The 25,591-nt window shown below is 58.2% G+C and carries 22 protein-coding genes; 6 read left to right on the plus strand and 16 right to left on the minus strand.

Translation table 11 applies throughout. The features are described from left to right. Positions 1–68: 68 nt before the first annotated feature. The 5 genes from JOE65_RS12110 to JOE65_RS12130 form a co-directional block, all read right to left on the minus strand. Positions 69–1,763, minus strand: coding sequence for an ABC transporter ATP-binding protein (locus JOE65_RS12110; RefSeq protein ID WP_338021635.1), 1,695 nt, complete (start codon positions 1,761–1,763; stop codon positions 69–71). Positions 1,764–1,774: 11 nt separating this feature from the next. Continuing rightward, on the minus strand, positions 1,775–2,767 hold the full coding sequence (locus tag JOE65_RS12115) for an ABC transporter permease (RefSeq protein WP_205163432.1): 993 nt from the start codon (positions 2,765–2,767) through the stop codon (positions 1,775–1,777). Then, entirely contained in the window at positions 2,760–3,686 is a 927-nt protein-coding gene (locus JOE65_RS12120; RefSeq protein WP_205163433.1) for an ABC transporter permease, read from the minus strand. The genes JOE65_RS12115 and JOE65_RS12120 overlap by 8 nt, the downstream gene beginning before the upstream one ends. Before the next feature lie 134 nt (positions 3,687–3,820). Then, positions 3,821–5,455 (minus strand): peptide ABC transporter substrate-binding protein, encoded by a 1,635-nt coding sequence (locus tag JOE65_RS12125; RefSeq protein WP_205163434.1) that lies wholly within the window; start codon positions 5,453–5,455, stop codon positions 3,821–3,823. 193 nt (positions 5,456–5,648) lie between these two features. Beyond that, on the minus strand, positions 5,649–7,478 hold the full coding sequence (locus JOE65_RS12130; RefSeq protein WP_205163435.1) for an ABC transporter ATP-binding protein: 1,830 nt from the start codon (positions 7,476–7,478) through the stop codon (positions 5,649–5,651). Positions 7,479–7,570: 92 nt separating this feature from the next. On the opposite strand from JOE65_RS12130, the gene JOE65_RS12135 reads away from it, so the two are divergent. Next, entirely contained in the window at positions 7,571–8,206 is a 636-nt protein-coding gene (locus tag JOE65_RS12135) for a PH domain-containing protein (protein WP_205163436.1), read from the plus strand. A gap of 134 nt (positions 8,207–8,340) precedes the next feature. Here JOE65_RS12135 and JOE65_RS12140 read toward each other — a convergent pair whose 3' ends face one another. The 3 genes from JOE65_RS12140 to JOE65_RS12150 form a co-directional block, all read right to left on the minus strand. Beyond that, positions 8,341–9,372 carry an ABC transporter permease gene (locus tag JOE65_RS12140; protein ID WP_205163437.1) on the minus strand — a complete coding sequence of 344 codons (1,032 nt, stop codon included), beginning with the start codon at positions 9,370–9,372 and terminating at the stop codon, positions 8,341–8,343. Continuing rightward, on the minus strand, positions 9,369–10,910 hold the full coding sequence (locus JOE65_RS12145; protein ID WP_205164192.1) for an ABC transporter permease: 1,542 nt from the start codon (positions 10,908–10,910) through the stop codon (positions 9,369–9,371). The genes JOE65_RS12140 and JOE65_RS12145 overlap by 4 nt, the downstream gene beginning before the upstream one ends. A 190-nt stretch (positions 10,911–11,100) precedes the next feature. Next, on the minus strand, positions 11,101–12,876 hold the full coding sequence (locus JOE65_RS12150; RefSeq protein ID WP_205163438.1) for an ABC transporter family substrate-binding protein: 1,776 nt from the start codon (positions 12,874–12,876) through the stop codon (positions 11,101–11,103). Positions 12,877–13,111: 235 nt separating this feature from the next. Here JOE65_RS12150 and JOE65_RS12155 point away from each other — a divergent pair, with 235 nt between their 5' ends. Beyond that, positions 13,112–13,921, plus strand: coding sequence for a YqjF family protein (locus JOE65_RS12155; protein ID WP_205163439.1), 810 nt, complete (start codon positions 13,112–13,114; stop codon positions 13,919–13,921). A 14-nt stretch (positions 13,922–13,935) separates the two neighbouring features. Here JOE65_RS12155 and ychF read toward each other — a convergent pair whose 3' ends face one another. After that, on the minus strand, positions 13,936–15,021 hold the full coding sequence (gene ychF, locus JOE65_RS12160) for a redox-regulated ATPase YchF (protein WP_205163440.1): 1,086 nt from the start codon (positions 15,019–15,021) through the stop codon (positions 13,936–13,938). Positions 15,022–15,083: 62 nt separating this feature from the next. Between ychF and JOE65_RS12165 the strand changes: the two genes are divergently transcribed. Continuing rightward, positions 15,084–16,283: a DNA recombination protein RmuC gene (locus JOE65_RS12165; protein ID WP_205163441.1), complete on the plus strand. Its 1,200-nt coding sequence runs from the start codon at positions 15,084–15,086 to the stop codon at positions 16,281–16,283. On the opposite strand, the gene JOE65_RS12170 is transcribed toward JOE65_RS12165, so the two are convergent. Next, the gene (locus JOE65_RS12170; protein ID WP_205163442.1) at positions 16,280–17,152 is read right to left on the minus strand and encodes a hypothetical protein; all 873 of its coding nucleotides are present in this window, start codon (positions 17,150–17,152) and stop codon (positions 16,280–16,282) included. The two genes, JOE65_RS12165 and JOE65_RS12170, sit on opposite strands and share 4 nt — an antisense overlap. 121 nt (positions 17,153–17,273) lie before the next feature. Here JOE65_RS12170 and xseA point away from each other — a divergent pair, with 121 nt between their 5' ends. Beyond that, entirely contained in the window at positions 17,274–18,542 is a 1,269-nt protein-coding gene (gene xseA, locus JOE65_RS12175; protein WP_205163443.1) for an exodeoxyribonuclease VII large subunit, read from the plus strand. Positions 18,543–18,574: 32 nt separating this feature from the next. Further along, the gene (locus JOE65_RS12180; RefSeq protein ID WP_205163444.1) at positions 18,575–18,817 is read left to right on the plus strand and encodes an exodeoxyribonuclease VII small subunit; all 243 of its coding nucleotides are present in this window, start codon (positions 18,575–18,577) and stop codon (positions 18,815–18,817) included. A 1-nt stretch (position 18,818) separates the two neighbouring features. On the opposite strand, the gene JOE65_RS12185 is transcribed toward JOE65_RS12180, so the two are convergent. The 6 genes from JOE65_RS12185 to JOE65_RS12210 all read right to left on the minus strand — a co-directional run bounded on the left by JOE65_RS12185 (position 18,819) and on the right by JOE65_RS12210 (position 24,949). Continuing rightward, the gene (locus JOE65_RS12185) at positions 18,819–20,039 is read right to left on the minus strand and encodes a pyridoxal phosphate-dependent aminotransferase (RefSeq protein ID WP_205163445.1); all 1,221 of its coding nucleotides are present in this window, start codon (positions 20,037–20,039) and stop codon (positions 18,819–18,821) included. 75 nt (positions 20,040–20,114) lie between these two features. After that, positions 20,115–21,083 carry an ABC transporter substrate-binding protein gene (locus JOE65_RS12190; protein WP_205163446.1) on the minus strand — a complete coding sequence of 323 codons (969 nt, stop codon included), beginning with the start codon at positions 21,081–21,083 and terminating at the stop codon, positions 20,115–20,117. Further along, positions 21,080–21,826 carry an ABC transporter permease gene (locus JOE65_RS12195; protein ID WP_205163447.1) on the minus strand — a complete coding sequence of 249 codons (747 nt, stop codon included), beginning with the start codon at positions 21,824–21,826 and terminating at the stop codon, positions 21,080–21,082. Before JOE65_RS12195 ends, JOE65_RS12190 begins: the two co-directional genes overlap by 4 nt. Beyond that, a complete protein-coding gene (locus JOE65_RS12200; RefSeq protein ID WP_205163448.1) occupies positions 21,826–22,503 on the minus strand; it encodes an ABC transporter permease in 678 nt (225 codons plus the stop codon). The genes JOE65_RS12195 and JOE65_RS12200 overlap by 1 nt, the downstream gene beginning before the upstream one ends. A gap of 1 nt (position 22,504) precedes the next feature. Continuing rightward, positions 22,505–23,623, minus strand: coding sequence for an ABC transporter ATP-binding protein (locus JOE65_RS12205; RefSeq protein WP_205163449.1), 1,119 nt, complete (start codon positions 23,621–23,623; stop codon positions 22,505–22,507). A 99-nt stretch (positions 23,624–23,722) separates the two neighbouring features. Next, positions 23,723–24,949 (minus strand): MFS transporter, encoded by a 1,227-nt coding sequence (locus JOE65_RS12210; protein WP_205163450.1) that lies wholly within the window; start codon positions 24,947–24,949, stop codon positions 23,723–23,725. Between the two features lie 133 nt (positions 24,950–25,082). Between JOE65_RS12210 and JOE65_RS12215 the strand changes: the two genes are divergently transcribed. Then, positions 25,083–25,556 (plus strand): Lrp/AsnC family transcriptional regulator, encoded by a 474-nt coding sequence (locus JOE65_RS12215; protein WP_205163451.1) that lies wholly within the window; start codon positions 25,083–25,085, stop codon positions 25,554–25,556. Positions 25,557–25,591: the final 35 nt, after the last annotated feature.

The raw sequence follows: 25,591 nt of genomic DNA on the forward strand, positions 1-25,591 counted from the left end.
TAACGCGGGTCCACTTAAAAGGCCAATGGCGCACTGCGGGCAGTGCGCCATTGGTGCTTAAAGGACCATCATGCTACTTCGGGCGGCAGCATCAAGCCTGCACCCGGGATGGCGTCCAGTAGTGCCTGCGTGTAAGCGGTCTGCGGCTTCTCAAACACATCATCCGTAGTGCCGCTCTCCACCAGCTTCCCCTTCTCCATGACGCAGACGTGATCTGCGATCTGCCGTACGACAGCGAGATCGTGGGTGATGAAGAGGTAACTCAACCCCAACTCCGACTGCAGCTCCGCGAGCAGGTTCAGGATCTGCGCCTGAACCAACACATCCAATGCGGAAACGGCTTCGTCACAGATGACCACTTCGGGATCCAACGCCAGCGCACGGGCAATTGCCACACGCTGACGCTGCCCACCTGAGAGCTCATTGGGGAAACGCTGCATCATGGAGGAGGGCAGGGCAACCTGATCCAGCAGGCTCCGCACCTTCTTCTCACGGCTCGTTGCGTTACCCACACCATGAACCCGCAACGGTTCCTCGATGGTGCGGAAAATGTTGTACATCGGATCCAGCGACCCGTAGGGGTCCTGAAAGATCGGCTGTACCCGCCGGCGGAAGTTGAACATTTCCTTCCGGCTCAGCGAGGTGATGTCAACATCGTCGAAGTTGATGATGCCCTCGGTGGCATCCTCCAGACCAAGAACAATCTTGGCCACCGTGGACTTGCCCGAACCCGACTCCCCCACGACCGCCGTCGTCGTTCCCCGCTTGATCGAGAAGGAAACGTCATCGACCGCTTTGAACTCGGTGGATTTGCCCCAGCCCCCGCGAATTTTGTAGACCTTGACCAGGTTCTTGACCTCGATGACGTTATCCGTGCGAAGGTCCTCCGACTTGGGGGCCAGCACTTCATCCGATTCACGGCCGGACACCTTGGCCGACTTAATCCGCCGAGACGCCAACGACGGGGCCGAAGCAACCAACTTCTGTGTGTACGGGTGCTGAGGGTTGGTCAGTAGCTCAAGCGCAGGCCCTGATTCAACGACCTGACCCTTGTACATGACCGCGACCTTGTGCGCCCGCTCAGCCGCTAACCCGAGGTCGTGGGTGATCAACAGGACGGCAGTACCCAGTTCATCAGTCATCGTTTCCAGGTGATCCAGGATCTGACGTTGAACTGTCACGTCCAGAGCCGACGTCGGCTCATCTGCGATGAGCAGCCGCGGACGGCAGGCAAGCCCGATGGCGATCAGTGCACGCTGGCGCATACCGCCGGAGAACTCGTGCGGATACTGGTTTGCTCGCGCGGCCGCGTCCGGAAGCCCTGCCTCGGTAAGTACCTTGGCAACGTCCTTTGGACCACTCGGCAGACCGTTGGCCTTGAGCGTCTCCTTGACTTGGAAACCGATTTTCCATACCGGGTTCAAGTTGGACATGGGGTCCTGCGGAACCATACCGATCGACGAGCCCCGAAGCTGGATCATCCGCTTCTCGCTGACGTTGGTGAGGTCTTCGCCATCAAAAACAATGCTGCCGCCGGACACTCGCCCATTCGCGGGAAGAAGACCGATGGCGGCCAGCGCCGTCGTCGACTTGCCCGATCCTGACTCGCCAACAATAGCGACAGTCTCTCCTGGCATAATCGTCAGGTTTGCTCGTTTAACTGCCGGAACTTCACCACTATTCGTTTTGAAGGTTATTGCGAGATCGTTGAGCTCCAATAGCGGAGCTGCTGGATCGCGCGGTGACGGATTTTTAGGATTCACGTGCACTCCGCTCATCGTTTACGCGCCTTGGGGTCCAGAGCATCCTGCAGCGCATCGCCCAGCATGATGAAGCTCAATACAGTCAGGGACAGTGCCAGGCCAGGCCAGAACAACGCCATCGGGTTAGTCCGCAGCGAACTTTTCGCAGCGAAGATGTCATTCCCCCAGGACATGACATCCGGGGGAAGCCCGATACCCAAGTAGGACAGAGTCGATTCAGCCACGATGAAAATACCGAGAGAAATGGTCGCGATGACTATCACCGGTGCCAGCGAGTTGGGAATCACGTGTTTTACCAGGACTCCAATTGGACTGACGCCGAGAGACTTAGCTGCTGTCACAAAGTCGGCGTTGCGTACCTCGATCACGGCTGCCCGTGTTATGCGGGCAATCTGAGGCCAACCGAACGTCATGAGAATGATCACCAACGTCCACACGTTCCGATTTTCGCGGAAGAACGGCACCTGAACGATCACGATCGCGCCGAGGATCAGCGGCAAAGCGAAGAAAATATCTCCTAGCCGCGCCAAGACGGCGTCGACCCAACCACCGAAGAATCCGGAAATGGCACCAATGAAGCCGCCGAAAAGCACGACGCCGATGGTCGCGAATAGTCCGATGGTCAGCGAAGACTGTGTGCCGTAGACAACCCGTGCCAAGATGTCGCACCCCTGCTGGGTGAAACCGAGTAGATGACCTGGGGATGAACCGCCGTCCGAGTTGCTGAGCATGCAGTTGTCGTTGGGAGCTTCGTTGGTGAATAACCCTGGGAAGATCGCCACAAAAACGACGACGAAGATCAACAACGCACTGATGATGAACAACGGCTGCCGCCGGAGGCTACGCCACGCTTCGAGCCAGAGGCTCGTCGGCGACTCCTCAGATATTTTGCTGTCTGTAGCGGCTACCGGAGTTTCTGAGATGTCAGCAACGTAATGTTCAACCGGATACGACGAGACTTTCGCCCGTCGGGGCTTTGGGGAATTGTTGTCTATATCAGGCATATCGAATCCTCGGGTCCAGCCACGCGTACAGCAGATCCACCAGCAGGTTAGCCAGCACGAAAATCAGGATCAACACTGTGACAATGGAGACGACCACGGGGGCCTCGCCATTGAGTACCGCGCGGTACAGGGTGTTGCCAACACCGTTGACATTGAAAATACCTTCGGTGACGATTGCCCCGCCCATAAGGGCGCCTAGATCGGCACCGAGAAAAGTAGCCACCGGAATCATGGAGTTCCGCATGACATGCACGCCGATGACGCGCCGTCGACTCAGTCCCTTGGCCGTTGCCGTGCGGACGTAGTCAGCACTCGCGTTCTCGATCACTGCGGTACGGGTCAGCCGGAGCACATAGGCGAACGACACAAGGCCTAGAACCAGAGCCGGCAAGATGAGCTCCGTAAAGGAGGCATCGCCGCTAACCGTGGGGTTAGTCCATTCGAGTTTGACTCCGAAGAGGAACTGCATCAGGAAGCCAAGAACAAAGATGGGGACAGCGATGACGACCAGTGAGACCACCAACATGGTGGAATCGAAGAGCTTCCCCTTCTTCAAGCCAGCGAAGAGCCCCACAATGATTCCAAAGACTGCTTCGAAGACCAGTGCCATGACAGCCAACCGGGCCGTTGTTGGGAAAACGTTCGCAATGATCTCGGAGATGGGACGTCCAGCGAAGTTCGTGCCGAGATCAAAGGTCATCAGACCCTTGAGATAGAGGAAATACTGGACCCAGAAGGGCTGGTCCAGGTTGTACTGCTCGCGCAGTGCCGCCTCAGTGGCGGGAGTGCAGCCCTTTTCACCGCAGATGGCGGCAGTGGCATCGCCGGGGAGACTGAAGACCAGGAAATAGATGAGCAGCGTGGCACCCAGGAATACGGGGATCATCTGCAGGATACGGCGGACAAGATACCAGCCCATCAGGCCCCACCTGCCGTCATGTTGCGCGTTCGGACGAAACGCATAGTAAATATCATCAGAGTTTAACCTCTTTGTCGTGGGCATGCATACGGGGGTCCGCCCCTGTAGGGACGGACCCCCGTATGCCTATGGACTTACTTGCCGGTGATGGCGTAGTAAAGCGGAACGCCGTTCCAACCGAACTCAACGTTGGTCACGTTGTTGCTCCAACCACCCTGGGCTACCTGGTACCAGAGCGGAATGGCAGGCAGATCTTCCAGCAACATTTCCTGGGCCTTGTTCATGGCCTCGTTGCCCTCTTCGACTGAAGCTGCCGCCAAACCGTCACTGATGGCCTGATCAAACTTCTCGTTGGTGTAGCGAGCATCGTTGGAACCAGCACCCGTGGTGTAGATCGGGCCAAGGAAGTTGGCCAGCGACGGGTAGTCTGCCTGCCAACCTGCCCGGATGGCACCTGTCAGTTCACCATCGGTGGCGATGGTACGCACTTCCTTGAAGGTTGCGTACGGCTTACCACTGATCTCGATACCGAGCTCGTTCTTGATGCTGTTGACCACTGCTTGAACCCAGGTCTTGTGATCTCCCTTGTCCGCGTTGTAAGCAATGGTCAGCGGCTCACTCTTATCGAACGGCTCGAGCTTTTCTGCCTTCTCCCACAGCTCTTTGGCCTTCTCGGGGTTGAACTCAAGGTTCTCGCTGCCCGGGAGGTTATCGGAGTATCCGTCAAGGACCGGAGCGGTGAATTCCTTGGCTGGCGTGCGACCGCTGTTGAAGATCACTTTGGTGATCTCATCGCGGTTGATCGCCATAGAAATCGCTTGGCGACGAAGCTGGCCTGCCTCGCCGTCCCAGTTCTTCAAGTAGTACGGGATGGCGATGGTCTGGTTGCCCGCGTACGGTGACTCGATCCAGCGATCGTCGAGGTCATTCTTGAAGTTCTGGATGTCTGAGGTAGGGATGGTCTGAAGGACGTCCAGGTTGTCAGAAATCAGGTCCTGATAGGCCGTGGTGTCATTTTGGTACATCTTGAACGTCACACCAGCGTTCTGAGCCTTCTGAGGACCTTCGTAATCCTCGTTGGGCACCAGCTTGATCTCCTGGTTGTGCTGCCACGCACCTTCGCCGTCGAACTTGTACGGTCCGTTACCAACCGGGTTCTCACCGAATTTTTCGGGATTTTCCAAAGCCTCAGCAGGCATGGGGAAGAACGCGCTATAGCCAAGGCGAAGCGGGAAGTCAGACTCCGGCTGGCGGAGCTTGACGGTGAACGTCTGGTCGTCAACGACCTTCAGGCCCGACATCTCTTCTACCTTGGAGCCTTCTGCGGCCGCTTCATCGTAGCCCTCGATGCTCTCGAAGAAGTAGCTGCTCAGCTGTGCATTCTTGGCGGCGGCGCCATAGTTCCACGCATCAACGAAAGAGCTCGCCGTTACAGGATCACCGTTGGTGAAGGTCTTGCCTTCCTTCAGCTTGATCGTGTAGTTCTGGGAATCTTCGGTTTCGATGGATTCCGCCATCTCGTTCTGGGACTTGCCCTCAGCGTCGTAGCTGATCAGACCAGCAAAAACGAGATCTAGAACTTTACCGCCGCCCACCTCATTGGTGTTGGTAGGGATCAACGGCTGCTGGGGTTCCGAACCATCCACGACGATGACGCGGCTGGTGTCGCCCTGCGACTCGGTGGAGTTATCTCCCCCACCACATGCGCTCAGCGCCAGTGCAGCGATCGCTGCGACTCCGAGCATTTTGGAAGTGCGCGAGTAACGCATTCCGCCTCCTTGGTTTACGTATGGCGCCAAGGAACTGTCCGAGGCGGACCAATCGATTTTGATGATGTATGAGTTGATTCACACGACGTACAGCTTAGGGCAAAAAACCGGTGTTGCTGACATCACGTTGTTGAATCGATCACGCTGCCACCGCGGTGCCGGAGGTTCACTCCGGCTCGGCGGCAAAGTTTAGTTATTCCCCTACGGAAGCGAGAAGCCTGGCGCGGAGCTCACGGCGTTCTTTCTGCTTCTGTGGATCCGGCAGAGGCACGGCTGCGAGCAGCCGTTGTGTGTACGGGTCCTGAGGTCTACGAAGAATGTTGTCCCGCGAGCCCTGCTCAACGATCCGGCCCCGACGCATCACGCAAATATGGTCAGAGACGACATCGACAACTGCGAGGTCGTGGGTGACAAAAAGAGCGGCGAAACCCAATTCTTTCTGTAGTTCCTGAAACAGTTCAAGCACCGTTGCCTGAACGGAAACATCCAACGCCGATGTCGGCTCATCGGCCACCATCAACTTGGGTTTCAGGGACAGCGCGCGCGCAATTCCGACTCTCTGCTTCTGGCCACCGGAGAGCTCATGCGGATAACGGTTGCGGTAAGCCCGAGGCAACTGCACCTGGTCCAACAACTCTTCGATACGTTTTTGAAGTTGGGCGCCCCGGGCTTCCTTAGCCAAGAACATAGGCTCGCCGATGCTTTCACCGATGGGTAGGCGAGGGTTCAGAGATGACGACGGGTCTTGAAAAACCATGCCTACGTCTCTGCGGAGCGCGTGCATCTCCTTGGAGTTCCCCTTCATCCCGGCGATGTTCTTGCCGACCACTTTGAGCGTCCCCTCTGCAACAGGCAGAAGTCCGACAGCAGCGCGCCCAATGGTAGTCTTCCCTGAGCCGGATTCACCGACCAGACCAACAACCTGTCCTGGGTACACCACGAGGTTTGCGCCTTCGACGGCGCGGAACGCTGGTACGCGGCCCTGCTTCGGATACTCGATGGAGACATTGCTCAGTTCGAGAACTGGCTCACCGGAATACTTCTCCTCCTGGTTGGCCTTGACGCCCGCCAATACTGCCTGCTCGCGTCGTTCGAGTTCAGCCTTACTGACTCCCTCGATTTCGGTGTGAGCCGCTGCGGCTAGAGCGGCGCTGATATCCACGCCTCCGTCTTCGCCACGACCACCGAGGTGCGGGACTGCCGCAAGCAGGGCCCGCGTATATTCGTGCCGAGGGTTGTGGAAGACCTCCTCTGCAGTTCCACTCTCCACGATCCGGCCCTGACGCATGACGGCTATCCGGTCTGCGAGGTCTGCGACGACGCCCATGTCGTGGGTGATGAGGACGATGGCACTGTTCAGCTTGTTCTTCAGGTTACGGATCAGATCCAGGATTTCGGCCTGAACCGTGACATCGAGTGCAGTAGTAGGCTCATCAGCCAGCAGCAACTTCGGGTCACACGAGAGCGATTGCGCAATCATGGCGCGCTGGCGCTGCCCCCCGGACAGCTGGTGAGGGTAGGACTTGAACGCCTTATCTGGGTCTGGAAGTTCAACCAGTTCCAGCATTTTTAGGGCGCGCTGTTTGGCTTCATCCGGAGAAATCTCATTGTGAAGGCGAAGGGTCTCGATGATCTGAAAGCCGACGGTATACACCGGGTTAAGTGCCGTCATCGGTTCTTGGAAGATCACAGCTACGTCATTACCTCGGATCTGACGCAATTTTGCCGGAGACAGCTCAAGAACGGATTTTCCATTGAGCATGACCGTGCCGGTGACGCGTGCGTTGGACGGCAACAACCCGAGGAGCGCCATAGAGCTGGCGCTTTTACCCGAACCGGACTCGCCGACGATCGCCAGCACCTCACCCGCGTTGACGTAATAGTTGAGATCGATCGCTGCGGGCACCCATTCTTTCTCGACGCCGAAGTCCACGCACAGGTTTTCCACCTGAAGCACGGGGCCGCCCTTGGACCCACGCCTGGTGGGCGGGTTGTCTGAATTTTCGATGACTCCATCAGTCATGACTACTACTTTCCTTCCGACCGGACCAGATGCTGCCGGGGTTTTCCGGGATTGATTTCAGCGCTGGCACGGAATCCTGAAACTATGGGGTTATGACAAACCCACAAAATATGGTCAGCGCCGATGTGTTTCGACCCCGTACGTCCATCTGGTTCACCGGGCTGGCACTTGTGCTGGTTGTCATTGGCTTGATTTCTTCGATCGTTAGATACGGCGCCGTGACCGGCGTTGCCGGCTCCTGGCCGCTGATTGTCTGTGCATTCCTTGCGTGGTGGCTCTTCTGGTACCCGCGCATTGAAGTGTCCTCGACTGCTGTGACCATTCACAATCCGCTGCAGGTGATTGACGTCCCGTGGGAAGCGCTCATCGACGTGGATACCCGCTACGCCTTGAAGCTCGTGACACCTACTGGTCGCTACACTGCGTGGGCCGCGCCTGCTCCGGGGATCTTTGGCACCCACCGTGGCCGAACAGAGCATGTGCAGGGCTTGCCCGCCTCCACGTACGGACCGGCACAGTCCATCAGGCCCGGAGACCTGAAGAACACAGATTCCGGCGCTGCCGCATACCTTGTCCGTTCGCGCTGGGAAGCTATGGCAAACGCCGGCACCATTGACATTGACGCCACGGAACAAGCCAAGGTGAGCAAAAAGTCCAATCTTCTGCTGACCGTGGTTTTTGTGGTCCTGATAGTTGCCGGGCTCACCGTAGCGCCGCTGTTCTACTAGGAGCTCTCCTCCCAGAAAACTGCATTGGCCCCCCGCAATCCACCCCGCCGCAGCCAAGAACAACACGCGGTAGCCTCCCGCACTGAGTTCTTCAGTGCGGGAGATACCCAGCGTTGCTTCCAGAAGACGATTCACTACGCCTCCGAAGCCATTTTCTTTGCCTTCTTTGCATTGAACTTCTTCTGCCGGGGGTCAAAAGCATCGCGCAGACCATCACCAATGAAGTTGATGGACAAACAGATCACCACGATGAAGAGACCCGGGAACCAGAACAGCCACGGACGCGTCTGGAACGCCTCCTGATTATCACTGATCAGCTTGCCGAGCGAGGTATCCGGGGCCTGCACACCGAAGCCAATGTAGCTCAGCGCAGTCTCGATGAGGATGGCCGCCGCCATAAGCAGCGTGGTGTTCACGATGATGACGCCCACAGCATTTGGCAGGATGTGCTTGAAGATAATGCGGTTATTGGATGCACCGGCAATCTTCGCCGCATCGACGAATTCACGCTCGCGCAGCGAAAGGAACTCACCACGGACCAGACGCGCCATACCCGTCCACGCAATCAGCCCGATGAGCACTCCGAGGAATAGCACTCCCAACCCGCGGTCGAAGTACCTGTTGGCAATGCTTCCGAGGACCGCTGCGAGAACGATAACCGGGATGATGATGATGACGTCAGTCAACCGCATCAGAACAGCCTCAACCATGCCGCGGAAGTATCCCGATACAGCGCCGACAACAACGCCGATAACGGTGGCGATGATGCCGATGATGAACATGATCACGAGCGAGTTCTGAGCTCCGCGCATGGTCATCGCGAAAACATCGCGGCCAATGGTGTCCTGGCCGAAGGGATGATCTCCCCAATTGAAAATGTGCTGAAATGTTGGCTGGCCGTTGTTGATAAGTGTCATTGGCTCCGTGTGGCTGTATTTCCACCAACCAGGAACTCCCAGGAAGCCCATCGATGAGAACGCCAGCAAGACGATCAGCACGAACACAACCAGCGAAATGATGGCGGCGACGTTGTCAAGGAAACGCTTACGAACAAGCTGAGCCTGCGACAGGCCTTTTGTTGTGTCAGGGACTTCCAGTGACTTACTTTCCCTGGGATCAGGGCCCGGATCGGTGCGTGGCGTGTCCGGCGGATTCTGAATTGTCATGCTTTCACCCTTACGCGCGGATCGAGAGCGGAATAGGCGAGGTCAGCGATCAGGTTGAACACTAGCGCCAAAATGCCTGTAATCAGGAAGAATCCCATGATGGGATTCGGATCCACTCGGTTCAGGGCATTAATAAACAGAGCGCCCATGCCGCTAAAGGCAAAGACCTGCTCGGTGATAACCGCGCCGCCGATCAGCGCGCCGATATCAAAAGCTACGAGCGTTGCCAGGGGGATCAGTGCGTTGCGGAACGCGTGGCGCATAACAACAGTCCGCTCGGATAGACCCTTGGCCCGCGCTGTTCTGATGTAGTCCATGTTCATGATTTCGAGCATGGAGGAACGCGAGTAACGGCTGTAACCGGCCAATGATGCCAGCATGAGCGCGATGGTGGGCAGCAGCAGGTGCGTGAAGTTGTCCAGACCGGCAATCCAAAAATCACCGTCGAGACCTGGAGTCGATGCACCCGTTGTTGCAATGGGCCTTCCACGTACTCGTGAATTACTTGAGTACGCGGACCAGGTCACCAGGAAACGGTCCAGAACAATGAGACTACCAATCAAGAACGCCGCAATAGCACCAGCCCGCATGCTCTGTCCGCGGTCGTAGCCGCCCATGAAGTAACCGACAATGCAACCTACGAGGATAGCTCCGGCTGCAAGGAGCACGATCATCAACGGTGTAGCCGCGGAAAGAAGCGGGTTGAGAGCGTAGTAGCAAATCAGCCCAATGGGGACCATCAGCAGCGCTGAGTAGAGTGCTCGGCGATTCTTGAGGCCTGAGGTCAGGCCGGTTACGGCGTAGGCAACACCGACGCCGAAGATGGCGATAAGGACGGGGCCAAGGCCTGGATCAACAAACCAGCCAGTCACATCCATGACGAACAGGATGCCGAAGGCAACAACGAATCCGATGACCGCCGCCAAACCTTTTCGCTTCCACGATCCGCCTGCCAGAATGCCCCAGATGACCGCGCTGACCAGTCCTATGACCAAGAGTGCGGATATCGGTATATGAGGTTCTGCCAAGAAGTCATTGAAGCCGATGGCGGCGTACTCCTTGAGCAACACCGCGAGCCAGAAGATTGGAAGGGAGAAGAACAGGAACGCCATGAACGTGACGCCGTAGTCCAGTCCGCTGTACTGACGGAGAGCCGTGATGATGCCGAGGGAAATACCCACGACGATGGCGAGAATTGTGGCGGCGGTGACCAGGGAGATCGTCTGCCCCATGGCGCGTGCCAGGGCTTCCGTCACTGGCTCACCCTGAATACTCTGGCCAAGGTCACAGGTACCCAGGAAAGGCACGACACACTTTGCTGCGCCTGAAAGCCAAATGAAGTATCGGATGGGCGGCGGTGTGTTCAGGTCGAGCAGCTCAACGCGGCTCTGGATGAGGGCTTCCTTGTTTGGTGTCCGTAGCTGGCGCAGGTCTGCCAGGGGGTCTCCCGACAGTGCTGTCAGGATGTAGACAATGAAGGAGGCACCAAACAGGATGAGGACGGCGGTAATAAGGCGCCGAACAATGTAGGTAACCATAGTTGCTTTCAAGCCTCGAATGTTGGGGTCCGGGGGTCGCCCGTTGATATGCCAAGAGTGTAATCCAGCTCACCACTCGTGGGAATTTGGCAAGTGCCAATCACTTACGTTCGTTATTTTTTCACGCCAAAGGCGCCAAGACCACAGCTTCGGTCTTGGCGCCTTCAGGCTGTGAAGGAACTGCGTTCCGTTACTTCTTGACGGACCATTCCCAGAAGTTCCACCAGACACCGGTCTGGTTAGGCATGTACTTCACGCCTTCGATGCGATCGCTGTAAGCGTCCACGCCAACCGGCTGGAAGAGCGGCAGTCCGTACATGGAGTCCCAGAGAATCTTGTCGATCTGAATCTGTATCTCACTCTGCTTTTCAGGGTCAGTCTCGAGGATCAACTGATCTGAAAGCTTATCCACCTCCGCGTTGGAGAACCCGCTGTAGTTGCCACCACCGTCGGTGCTGAACAACTGTGGAACGCCGGTCACGCCGACGCCGGAGTTGATCCAACCGAAGAGAGCAGCATCATAGGTTCCCGTACCCAGCGCTGGGCCCCAGTCGGAACCGCCGAGACCGCCGTCAACAACCTTGAAGCCAGCCTTGGCCGCCGAAGCTGCCATCAGCGTGTAGGAATCTACGCGGTTGGGGTTGGCATTGCTGTACAAGATCTTGATTTCGGGGGTCTTACCATTGAGGAGCTTCTTGGCAGCCTCGATGTCGACCTCTTGGAAGTTCTCCGACCCGTTGACCTTGACGGCTTCCGCATACGCATCCTGTTCCGGCAGGAACAGCTGCGAGTCCAGCGGCGCACCCTCAGGGTTGAGCGGCTTGATAATGGCGTCGAAGATAGCCTGACGAGGAATCGTCAGCATGAATGCCTCACGCACGTCCTTGTCTTCGAACGGGCCTGTGAAGTTCAGGTCCACGTGATCATAGGAGAGCTGATTGCCCTTCTCGACCGTGATGCCATCCAGCGCTTCCAGCTGCTCAATCGTGTCTGCGGACGCCTGCGGTGCGATGATGTCGACCTCGCCGTTGTCCAGAGCCTGAACCTGTGCCGGAGCTTCACCGATGTATTTGACCGTGATCTCATCGATCTTGGGCATGGGACCCCAGTCGTAGTCCTCATTACGAACCATGGTCATCGACTGTTCAGGGACAATGTCCTTGACAACAAACGGACCACTGGAAAGGTAGAGGGAGGGATCACTCGGAAGCGCCTTCGTGTCAAAGCCGGTATTCCAGAATTCCGCGACCTTCTTCAGGTCGGGACGCTCCTGGGGCTTCTCTGGGTCGCCCTCAGGTGCCGACTGGAGGAGTTCAATGAGCGCATCCTCGTCAGCGAGACCACCCTGAGTGGCTACAACATGCGCGGGCATTCCAATGCCGAAGGAGATTTCCCAATCAGCGAAGGGCTTTTCGTAGACGAGCGTGATGGAACGGCCGTCCTCCCCGATTTCCGGGACGTCTGTCAGTCCGAGGCCTGAGGTATCACCTGCATAGTCGAAGTAGTTGGCGCCGGAGACGACTTCGCCTTCTTTGTCCGTTTTGGCATCGTTGAAGTGGCCGGACATGACAGCCCAGTTCAACATCAGGTCGCCAGCGTCGATGGCCTCACCATCGGACCACTTCACGCCCTCGTTGACGGTGTACTTGACCGTCAGCGGATCCTCGGAGAGGACTTCATACTTACCGAACTTCTCGTTCTTGACGATTTCGAGATCGTTGCTGATGTAGTTGAAGTCCGAATGCGTTGCGTATTCGATCTTGCTGTTGATGTCGACATTGCCCTTGGCCGTGTCCGGGTTGAACGAGCTGAACGCGTTCACCTCAACTACGCGAACTTCACCGCCGCTCTCTTCACCGCCGCCATTGCCGCCGTCTTCTGTGCCTGTGTTTGCAGCACAAGCGCTCAGTGCGAGTGCAGCAACTGCTGCAACTCCCACTGCTTTGGAAGTACGTCCGAAACGCATTCCGCCTCCTATTTATTCGTGTAGTGATAATTCCGGACGATCTGGCCAGGAACCGACCGCCATGGATAGTGGCGTGTCTCACATGCCTAGAAGCCTAAGTGGTGTTCGTCACTTTGGGGTACTTAAAGCGGGTCTAAAACACGGTTGTTATCGAGATGAAACCTACCGACTCCGGTCCTGCTGCAGAATCTAGGCTTCCCTAGCGTTAAGCCTGCTGACGTTTACGTGCGACGATATGCGGGACACAGAGCCTGCATGCGACTCAAGATTGGTGGCTGAGAAACTTAAAGTGAACTCCTGTGTATCGCCCATACACTCTCCACCGCTAGGAAGTACCGCTATTTTGCGGCAGCGATGGAGTGAAGTGACGTTTCTGCACTGGAACGTCGATCCGAGTATCGTCGAGCCGCACATGCCACCGGGTTGCTCTCCCGACGTGATCAACGGGAGCACATGGGTGGGGCTCATAGCATTTCAGATGTCTAAGAGTTCCTTCTTTGGCAGCCCAAGCATCCCGTGGCTCGGCAACTTCCCTGAGGTCAACGTTCGCCTCTATTCGATTGACGAACACGGTCATCGAGGGGTTGTTTTCCTCAGTTTAGAGGCGTCACATCTTATCCCTGTGCTTGTTGCGCGAGCGGCATTCGGCCTGAAATATCAGTGGGCTTCGATGAAGCTGGCACAACGGGATGGCAAAGTCGCCTACCGAACCAGGCGCCATGGTCAGCCCGACGCAGCTTCCCACTTCATCGTGCGCCCAAGCCAAGATTCAGCAGCAAATGCTGCGGTCAGGGTCGATCCGATTTCAACGTTCTTGACCGCGCGCTGGGGTTTTCACGAGAATCACCTCGGTCACACAATCTACTGCCGCAACTATCACGATCCCTGGCCGCTCCAGCATGCTGAGCTGGTGTATCTGGATGATGGGCTGCTAGCTGCAGCGGGGTTTGAAGGACTGACCGACCGGGCCCCCGACTCAGTGCTGTACGCTCCAGAAGTCACGACCGTTTTCGCAGCCCCGCAGCGGCATAATCGCCTCCACTGATCCCAGCTGAGGCTCTACACGTTAAAGCGGAACTCCACCACGTCGCCGTCGACCATGACATACTCTTTGCCTTCAATACGGACCTTGCCTCGGGACTTGGCTGTAGCCATTGAGCCGGCCTCCATGAGGTCATCGAAGGACACTACCTCTGCCTTGATGAAGCCGCGCTGGAAATCCGAGTGGATGACCCCAGCGGCCTGCGGGGCTGTGTCTCCGCGGTGGATCGTCCAGGCGCGAGTTTCTTTGGGCCCGGCCGTCAAGTAGGTCTGCAAGCCGAGAGTGTGGAAGCCAACCCGCGCCAACTGGTCCAGGCCAGACTCGTCCTGCCCGTTCATTTCGAGCATTTCGCGGGCTTCTTCCTCGTCCAGCTCAACGAGGTCCGATTCCAGCTTCGCGTCTAGGAAGATGCAGTCGGCGGGCGCAACGAGCTCGCGCAGTTCCTCCTGTTTTTCGGTACTGCCCAGAATTCCTTCGTCGGCGTTGAAAACAAAGATGAACGGCTTGGCCGTCAGCAGGCCGAGCTCCTTCAGGTGCTCCATCTCGAGTTTGTCGCTCTTGATGGACGAATAGACCGTGTCTCCGCGTTCAAGCACGGCGAGAGCGGCCTGAAGTGCCGTGAGTTCCGAGGCGTCACGCTTCTTGATCTTCACTTCTTTTTCGATGCGCGGAATCGCCTTTTCCAGAGTCTGGAGATCGGCGAGGATCAGCTCGGTATTAATGGTCTCCATGTCTGATCCCGGATCCACTTTGCCGTCGACGTGGATGACGTCGGGATCGTCAAAGACACGGACCACCTGGACAATCGCCTCTGCTTCACGGATGTTCGCTAGGAACTGGTTCCCGAGCCCCTCACCCTCTGAGGCGCCACGGACGATCCCGGCAATGTCGACAAACGAGACCGTCGCCGGCAGGATGCGCTGGGAACTGAATACCTCGGCCAGCCGTGCCAGACGAGGATCGGGCAGACTGACGACCCCGATATTGGGCTCAATGGTGGCAAACGGGTAGTTTGCTGCCAGAACCTGGTTGCGCGTCAGCGCGTTGAACAGAGTTGATTTGCCGACGTTGGGCAGTCCGACGATGCCTATAGTAAGAGCCACGGTCCACCATCCTACCGAACGCCACGTCCTAAATGTCACCGCCGCATGTCAGGCTTGCCAGCATGAACGCATTTACTGTTGTCTTGGCAATCCTGACCTGTCTTGCCGGTGCTGCCATTGGCCTTGCCGTGGCCGCCTGGTTTGCTGGACGGCGCATCCGACCGCTGGAATCGGAAGCCGACGACGCCGTCTCCCGGCTTTCCGAGGTCCGCCAGCAACTTGCGGCGTCGGAGGCGGAGAATCGTTTGCTCAAAGAGCACAATCACCGCCTGACGAGACAGGGCGACGAATCTGGCTCGGTGCTGAAAGCGCTGGCACCCGTGGCAGAAAAGCTTGGACACGTGCAACAGCAGGTCTCTGTGTTGGAACGGGACCGAGTGGAACAGTTTGGGCACCTTACGGAGGCCCTCCGACTGTCACGTCGCACGGACGAGCAGCTGCTGACCACTACGCAGTCGTTGTCAGCAGCCCTAAGGAACAACGCGGTTCGGGGCACGTGGGGGGAAGCACAGCTGCGGCGCGTGGTTGAGACCTGCGGCATGCTCAACCGAGTCGACTTTGCGGAGCAGGTAACCCTGACAGAACATGACGGCGGACGTCCGGACATGGTTATCAATCTGCCCGGATCCAAGTGCATGGTCCTAGACGCTAAGGTACCGCTTTCAGCCTACCTCCGCGCTGGTGAAGCATCCGTGAATGGCACCGAGAAGGAAGCACGGGAGCAAGCTGCCCTACTGAAAGAACACGCCAAAGCCGTCCGGGCACACGTTGACGCGCTGGCAGCACGCAAATACTGGGAAGGTGCGCCAAACTCTCCTGAACTCGTTGTCTGTTTCATCCCAGCGGAATCATTCCTATCGGCTGCGCTCCAGGCAGACCCGGGTCTGCTGGACTATGCGTTCACCAAAAATGTTGCTCTGGCTTCACCGGTGACGCTACTGGCAGTGTTGAAGGCAGTCGCGTTCAGTTGGCGTCAGGATGTCCTCACAGAAAACGCGAAGGAGCTCTTTGACCTCTCAACGCAGCTCTACAACCGTCTAGGGACCATGGGCGACCATGTGTCGAAACTCGGCAATTCACTCAAGTCCTCGGTGGAGAAATACAACGCGTTCGTGGGAACGCTGGAGTCCCGAGTGATGCCCACGGCCAGGAAGATCAACGAGCTCGATCCCACCGGTTTGCGAGAAACTGTGGCACCCGCGGCCTTGGAGACCACTCCCCGACTGCTCAGCTCACCCGAACTGATCGATGGAGCATCCTAGGCCGTCCCGTCGCGACGGGTAGCAGCCCGAACGAGAATCCCGATCACGAAGACCGCAGTGCCGCCGGCCGCGAGAAACACAGACCAGGCCGAGAAGTCGTCCGCCGCCCGCGCCAGCAAGGAATCACGAAACAGGCGGGCAATCTCCGCGCCATCACTCTGGTCCGGTACAAAGGCTCGATAGTTCTCCATCAGCAGCCATAGCGCTGCTCCCCCGACCGCCACTCCGAGGCCCATAAGCGACAGTGTTGTTGAACGAACCCGTGCCACCAGGAGAGCTGCGATGGCGAAAACTCCCGCCACGACAGCGATGGGCAGCCCTACAGACGCCACGCGTTCAAGGCGTTGGACGAGTTCTTGTTCAGCGCCCGTACCGACTTCCACAGGCACCGCTCCCGGCGCATCAACATCGGCCCCGATGGTCTCTGAGAAGCTGCTCACGGCGAGAGACACAATGGGCCCAATATCCAGGGTCAACCCGTCATCGGTCGCTGTGCCTTCAGCGCCGCCATCTTGCCCGGACTCCGCAACCGAGGACTGATCGCCAAATATCATCTGATGGGAGCGTCGCAGCGACTCATCCCATGCCTCTGGGTAATCAGGAAGTGTTGATACCGACTGAACAGTTTCTGCGATAACCGGTTTCACCAGAGCATTGAGTTCGGGTGGCAGCCCCGTTTGGGTGCTCAGATGCTCACTGAGTGCCTCTGCCAGGGAGGACTGAAAATCCTGGTCCTCCCCCAATGGCCCTGCAAGTTCGACGAAGCCCTGTTCTGAAACGACCTGTTGATCCATCCAGGCAGCGGTCACCGCAATGGGCGTGAGCACTATGGCAATAATGGCGAAAAGCGCAGATAACAGGGTTCGCATGGGGATCCTTTGCGTTGACTTCTCCTGCACAGTACACGGTCCCGGTGGGCATTTTGGGGGTGGAAGCTGATAGACATAAACCTGACATTGAACTCCCACGGACACCAGGTGAAGAATCAGTATGGATCCATCACAGACGCCCGAACCAACGGACACGGCGGGGAACGCCCAACCGCAGACCCTTGCGGCTACTGCTGCGGAAACAACGCCGGAGAATCCATGGCCTCTGCACCTACTCTCCGACAAGCTGAAGGCACACATTGAACGTGCACCGGCGGCCTGGGTCGAGGGCCAGATCATTGAATTCAACCGTCGTGCCAATGTCAGTTTTATTACCCTCCGGGATACGGATGCGGAGGTGTCCCTGCCGCTGACCGTCTGGCGGGCCGCGCTGGACCGTCTGGATGCACCGCTCGAGCAGGGCAGCCGGGTCGTCGCTCACCTCAAGGCCGACTTCTGGGTGAAAACCGGCCGTCTTTCGATGCAGACACGGGACATCCGCCCAGTAGGGTTGGGAGACCTCCTGGCGCGGCTAGAACGGCTCAGGCAGGCACTGGCCGCTGAAGGACTCTTCGCTAAGCACCGGAAACTTGTACTGCCACTACTTCCCCAACGCATCGGCCTTATCACTGGCCGCGGGTCAGACGCCATGAAGGACGTGCTGCGCAACGCGACCCTGCGTTGGCCCTCAGTTGAGTTCGAGGTCCGAGAAGTAGCTGTACAGGGTGTTCATGCCGTGCGTCAGGTCATGGATGCGCTTCAAGAACTGGACGGCCATCCGGACGTCGATGTCATCATTATCGCCCGCGGCGGAGGCTCCATGGAGGATCTTCTACCGTTCAGCAACGAAGATCTGATCCGGGCTGTTTCCGCGGCCACCACACCCGTGGTCAGCGCCATCGGTCACGAAGCTGACCGCCCGCTGCTCGACGACGTCGCGGACCTACGAGCTTCCACACCTACTGATGCTGCTAAACGGACCGTTCCGGATGTTGCGGAGGAACTCCAACGGGTCCATCAGGCGCAGGAACAGCTTGACCGCTGCATCGACCGCTTGCTAGCCAGAGAGAGTGAACGCCTTGCCGCGGTGCATAGCCGGCCAGCGCTGGCAAACCCCGAGGGCATGATCCAGGTGCGTCACGAGGACGTTTCCCGATGGTCCGACCGGGCGCACCACTCCGTTGCCACAGCTGTGACCCGCGATCTGGACCGGATCAACCACTTCAGGACGCAGGTAAGATCGCTTTCGCCCCAGAACACCTTGGACCGGGGATATGCCGTGGTGCAGTTGAAGGACGGCAGCGTAGTCCGCTCCCCCGAGGAAGTGGGCGCATCAGCTGCACTAAGGATCAGGCTGGCCCGCGGAGAATTGCAGGCAACATCATCATGACGAGAAACCACTTAACGGGGTCGGGAGAAACTATGAACGAGACAGCATCAACCGAGGACGCATCCAACCCGGATATTGCCGGTATGTCCTATGAGCAAGCGCGAGAAGAGCTGGTAGCCGTCGTTGGGAAGCTCGAGACAGGCGGCGCAAGCCTTGAAGATTCGCTGTCGCTCTGGGAACGTGGTGAAGCCCTCGCCGCGCGTTGTGAGTCCTGGCTCGAGGGAGCCCGCACGCGCCTAGATGCCGCCCGCGCACGGAAGGACAGCAACGAGTAGGCTACTGCGGTTTGTAGGCTGCCAAGAACACGGCCAACCGGGACACGGCTGACTCGATCACCTCTACCGATGGCAGCGTCACCATCCGGAAGTGATCAGGACGGATCCAGTTGAACGCCGTTCCGTGCGAGATCAGTATTTTCTGTTGCTTGAGCAGATCCAGCGCAAAAAGTTCGTCGTTCTTGATCGGATACACCTCAGGGTCAAGACGCGGAAAGAGATAGAGGGCGCCCTGCGCTTGCTCACAGCTCACGCCGGGAATGGCATTCAGCATCTCGTGGGCCCTGTCCCGTTGCGCCTTGAGCCGGCCGCCAGGCAGGATCAGATCCTCGATGCTCTGATGACCGCCGAGCGCTGTTTGGATAGCGTGCTGGGCTGGGACGTTGGCGCACATGCGCATATTGGCCAACAGGTTGATGCCCTTGATGTAATCCTCGGCGTCACTTTTAGGGCCCGAGATAGCCATCCAACCGCTGCGGTAGCCCGCAATTCGATAGGCCTTGGACAGACCGCTGAACGTCAGGCACAGCACGTCATTTCCTGTCAGAGCGGCCGCATGAATGTGAACGGCGTCCTCGTAAAGAATCTTCTCGTAGATCTCATCGGCGAAAACTATGAGTCCATGTTTCCGTGCGAGGTCAACGATCCTGCGAATCACTGATTCTGGATAGACAGCGCCCGTGGGATTGTTGGGATTGATCAAGACAATGCCCTTGGTGTTGGGCGTGATCTTCGATTCGATGTCCTCGACGTCAGGCCACCAATGCTGTTCTTCATCGCACAGATAATGGACGGCTGTTCCTCCGGCCAGGCTCACCGATGCTGTCCACAAGGGGTAATCAGGGGTGGGTACCAAAATCTCGTCGCCGTCGTTCAGCAAGGCCTGCAGGGACAGCGTGATGAGTTCACTGACGCCATTGCCGAGGTAAACGTCGTCGACGTCGTAGTTCAGCAAGCCGCGGCTCTGGTAGTACTGAACCACGGCGGTACGCGCGGAATAGATTCCCCGCGAATCGCTGTAGCCCTGAGCATTGGGAAGATTCCGGATCATGTCCACCAGGATCGAATCCGGTGCATCGAATCCAAACGGCGCGGGGTTGCCAATGTTGAGCTTGAGGATGCGGTGGCCCTCTGCTTCCATCCGCTGCGCCTGCTCCAGGACAGGGCCCCTGATGTCGTAGAGGACGTTACGAAGCTTGTTTGACTGTGTGAACTCTGGCATTTATCCAGCATGCCACAGCCAGAAACAGGCACCCGCGAAATGACGGATGCCTGTTCCCAATATATCGCCGATGATTTATTCGGTGAAGCCGTTCTCCTTCAGCCAATCAGCTGCAGCAGCTTCAGGGCTTTGCTTCGCATCGCCGCTGACTGCGCTGTTGAGCTTCATCAAATCCTCGGTGGTGAGCTTGGAAGAAACCTCATTCAGGACCTCAACACCCTTGTCACCGAGTGCTTCCTTGTTCACCAGCGGTACTACCTGCTGCGCCAGGAAGTTGTTCTTGGGGTCCTCAAGGACTACCAACGAGTTTTCTTCAATGGCAGGAGTGGTTGTGTAGATATCAGCTACCTGCACCTTGTCGGCTAACAAGGCATCCAGCGTTACTGCGCCGCCTCCATCGTTGATTCCCTCGAAGCTCTTGGGGACGCAGTCGTAGGTTTCTTTCAGCCCTGGCAGACCGTACGCGCGCTCCGCAAAGGTGCTCGGAGCCGCGAAAACCAACTCGTCGCACACTTCACTCAGGTCCTCAATGGACTTCAAGTCATACTTTTCCGCCGTGGCCTGGGTGACAACGAGCGAGTCCTTATTCTGCGCCTCCGCTGGCTCAAGAACGCCAAGGTTCACATCAGGAGACTTCTCCTTAAGGGCCTTCGGAAGTGCTTCCAGGATCTCGGATGCGCTGGAGGCCTCAGTATTAGCGTTGGCGAAGAGCAACAGGTTTCCGGTGTATTCGGGAATGATGTCAATGGAGCCGTCCTGCAGCGCCTCATAGTAAATCTCTCGGGAACCGATATTCAGCTTCGTGCTCGATTCCACCCCGGCGGATTCAAGTGCACCAGCGTAGATCTCGGCAATGGTCTGGCTTTCAGGGAAGTCAGCGGATCCGACGACGACGGGACCTGAGGTTTCACCGTCGCTGCCTGATCCTTCGTCCAGCGGATCCCCGCTTGCGCCGCATGCGGTCAAAGCGAACGTTAACGCCAAACCCGACATTGCCGCGATGGTTCGCTTCCGGCCCGAAAACAATGATGTGTTCTCTCTCATGCGCTTCCTCCCTGTACGCTGTCCGCCAGTTGGCGTGCAGCCCCTTTTTGTTCCGCCGGACGGCGAATTGTTCTAAGACCCCGTGGGGTTGCACTACGTTGGATCACCATCATCAGAAGGTCCACGAGGGCCGCGAGCACGGCGATGACTACTGCGCCACCAAAAAGCTGGCCGCCGTCGCTGAGTTGCGATCCGTCAATCAAGTACTTGCCGAGGCCACCGAGGTTGATATAAGCAACAATAGCGGCGGTGGCGATGACCTGCAGGACGGCGGCGCGAAAACCACCAAGAATCACCTGAAGTCCGTTAGGAAGTTCCACCCGGAAAAGTACCTGTAATTCGGTCATGCCCATACTTCTGGCTGCATCAACGACGTTCTCGTTCACTGACGAGATGCCAGCATAGACTCCCGCAAGGATAGGCGGGACTGCCAGGAGAACCAGTGACCAGATGGGCGGCATGAGACCAATCCCGGCCAGCAGGACGAACAGGATCAGTACACCGAGGGTAGGAAGAGCACGCAGGATGCCCGCGAGCGCAACGATGACCACTCGTCCCTTCCCCGTGTGGCCCACGAAAAGCCCGACGGGCACTGCGATCGCTGCGGCAATGAGGATAGTCAGCCCGGTATAACCAAGGTGTTCGACGGTGCGGGTGGGGATCCCGGCGGGGCCGGACCAGTTGACCGGGTTGGTGAGCCATTCGAAGATCTGGACCACAACGCTGTTCGATGAATAGTCCATCAGGCGGGCCCTCCGACAGTGACCGTGGAATCCCGGCGCGGGATTCTGGGTCGGGTCCATGGCGTGAGCATTCGTTCAAGGAGGACCAATAGCAGATCCATGATGAGGGCGAGCAGCAGCGTCATGACGATGCCGACGACAATTTCTGTGACGAAGGAGCGGTTCAGCCCATCGGTGAACAGGGTGCCGAGGCTCGAGATGCCGATGAGCGCTCCCACACTGACGAGGGAGATGTTACTGACTGAGATGACGCGCAACCCGGCAATCAACACGGGAATCGATAGCGGCAGATCCACCGTGAGGAAGCGCCGCAATGGTTTGTAGCCCATGGCCGTCGCAGCCTGCCGGACGTTTTCATCCACTGACCCGAGGGCGTCTGCGGTTGAGCGGACCAGCAGAGCCACGGCATAAATGGTGAGTGCAACAATAACGTTGACCATATCCAGGACCCTGGTACCCAGCAGAATGGGTAGCAGAACAAAGAGTGCCAGCGACGGGATGGTATAGAGCAGCGAGGACGCTCCAAGTATCAGCGCTCCTACGGCCCGGTTAGTCCGTGCAAGCTGGGCCAGGGGAACCGCAACGATCACGCTGAGCACCAATGGGAGCACAGACTGGTACAGGTGTAGTCCTGTCAGTTCCAGGACGTAGTCGATGTTGGTGAGAAACCAGTCCATGTCAGACCGCCGTGTGGTGAATGGCCCGGGCACGCTCGAGGCGCGCCGCGTCGATCAATTCCAGAATTTCAGCTGGATGCACGACGCCGGCAACCCGGCCGTCGTCGTCGACCGCCACTCCCCTACCCGACGGCGATGACAAGCCGGCGTCCAACGCTTGTCTCAACGTGTCACCCCTGCGGTACAGCGAACCACCCGGAACGAGCCCCTCCATAGAGTGAATGGAGTCCCGCTCGGCTTGTGGCACCCAGCCCTGGGGCCGGCTCTCGGCGTCGACCGCCAGGGTCCATCCCTCCCCGACGGTGATCGTGCTATCCGCCAGTTCGTCCACGGCGATGGTGGGTACCTCGTGGAGCGGAACATTGTCTCCGTCCTGAAATCCCAAATGTCGGAACCCACGATCCCGACCCACAAAACCGGCCACAAAACTGTCCACCGGTGCTCTCAGGATCTCTTCCGGAGAGGCGTACTGAGCGAGGCGTCCACCGACGTCGAACACTGCTACCTTGTCCCCCAGCGTGACCGCTTCGTCGATGTCGTGAGTGACGAAGACAATGGTCTTTGAGAGATCTTGCTGCAAGCGCAACAGTTCATGCTGCAGCTCTGCCCGGACCACTGGGTCCACGGCGCTGAAGGGTTCGTCCATCAGCAGGATCGGTGGATCGGCAGCAAGTGCGCGTGCAACGCCTACGCGCTGTTGCTGTCCACCCGATAATTGCCCTGGATAGCGCTTCCCGAGTTCCGGGGACAGCCCCACGATCTCCAGCAGTTCCTGCGCGCGTTGCCGGGCACTGTTACGCGAGACTCCGTTGAGGCGGGGCACTGTGGCGATATTGTCCACGACACTCCGGTGAGGCAGAAGCCCAGAAGACTGCATGACGTATCCCATGGATCGTCGCAGCTGGGAAGGCTCTTGGGCGGAAATGTCCTGCCCGTCCACGAGGATAGTTCCTGAGGTGGGATCCACCATACGGTTAATCATCCGAAGTGACGTTGTTTTGCCACAACCGGAGGGGCCAACAAAGACGGTGATCTCTCCCCTGCCCACATCCATGCTCAAATTTCCGACGGCCGGAATTCCTGAGCCGTAGGCCTTGGTGACGTTGCGAAATTCAATCATGGCTCCGGGACCTGGCATGGCGTTGACCTTCCGTCGACGGCGGTGGTACTTCCTGCAAGGGAGTCTATCGGGCGTTTTGCCCTGCGCACGTCTGCAACGTCATGGGACTCGGCGAAGTGCTACCCCGGCCAGCAGGAGGCAGGCGAGGGCAATGGCGCCAGAGAAGAAAGCCACCGACGCTGGCAAACCCCAGATGCCCGCAGCCATACCGAGGCCCAGGACCGGCAGCGCGCTGCCCAGGTACGTGATGACGTAGAGCATGCTGATGATCTGGGCGTGACGGGAGCTTTCTACCTTGAGCGCCACGTCGTTGAAGGCAACCCTGAATGCGAAGCCCTGACCGGACCCCGCAGCGATGCACGCGCCGATGAGCAGGGGCAGGCTTCCAAGCATCCCGGCTACCGGTATGAGCGCCACACCCGCGGCCATGAAGCAGAGGCCAACTGGGACTACGAAGCGGCCGCGCATGGCGATGAGCTGACTCACTGCCGAAGCCATGAGCACGATTGCAGCGAGAATCCCTACAGATGCGGGTGAGCTGGCATGGGCAATCTCCGCAAAATACGTCGGTGCCAGACTCAACGTGAAGCCGAATACCGAGAAGCTCAGGAAGCCGATGATTGACGCCATCCAAAAGGTGGAACCTGCCTCTTTGGAGACAGTCGGTACACGGGGCTTCAGCGCCTTCATAGGACCGTCCATGGCGGGGCTGATGGCAGGACGAGCCTTTAGCGCGAGCAACGGAATCAACATGAGGACCAGGACCGCCACATGCAGTTGAAAGGGGACGCGCGTGGGGTCCGGAAGAATACTCAGCAGGCCGCCGATCACCGGCCCAGCAGCGACGCCACCCGCCGAAGCCAGCAGCGTGAAGCGGGAAGCCCACTCCGGCCGGTGCGGGAGCATCTCACGTAGGGCAGCAGAGCTGGCACCCGTTGCCAATGCAACCGACGCACCCTGAAGCGCCCGGCCCAACGAGAGCGTCAGGAGACCATCTGCCATCGAAAAGACCAATCCGCCGATGATCCCGACGAATACGGCAACGACCAGGGCCGCCCGACGGCCCATGTGATCGGACCAGTGACCCATCAGCAGCAATCCGGCAATGAGGGCAAGGACGTAGGTTGAGAACGCAACCGTGACGTCGAATGCGCTCAGTCCAAGCTTTGCCTGCAGAAGCGGATAAATCGGCGTCGCGAGATTTGCTCCAATGAGCAGCACGGAAAAGACCAGCCCGGCAAGGACGAGCCTGACCGTTACGGATGCATCCCAGCCCCACCGGTTGGCGATCACGGGACGCATGCGCAGTTCACTGATGACCGTCACTGCAGCTCACTTTCCAGATGTCGCGGGTATTCTTTTCTATGGTGACTGGTTTCTATCAATGGATCGGTTCTGTGTGAGTAAATTGAGCACAGTGATCAATCTGAGTACTCACAACTAATCTGGAGTGATCGTCATGAGCAAACTCGACTCCCTCGACCTAAAGCTGTTGCTGGAACTCGTGCGTGACCCGCGGTCACAGATCGGGGAGCTGAGCGAACTGCTTGGTGTGGCCAGGAACACTGCCCAAGCACGTATCCGTCGGTTGCTGAGAGCGGGAGCCCTCCGCAATGGCGGACGAGAGCTGGATCTGGCGACCCTCGAATATGACGTCACTGCCTTCGTCACCCTCGAAGTTGTCCACCGGGAACTCGACGGCGTCATCTCCTCACTGCGGACACTCGCCCAAGTTCTGGAGGTCCATGAAATTTCTGGCCGCGGCGATGTCTGGTGCCGGGTGGTAGCCTCCGACACACCCAACCTGCAGACGGTGCTACGAGCCATCCTCCGGATCAAGGGCGTTATCCGCTCTGAGACGGTCCTGGTCCTCCATGAACACATCCCCTACAGGACCGAACCCCTGCTCCGGAAACTCGCCGGCGGCCCATGACCAGTCGCAACTGGTTTGCTCCAGCGGGCATGGCC

Source organism: Arthrobacter roseus (assembly GCF_016907875.1).
GTDB lineage: Bacteria > Actinomycetota > Actinomycetes > Actinomycetales > Micrococcaceae > Arthrobacter_J > Arthrobacter_J roseus.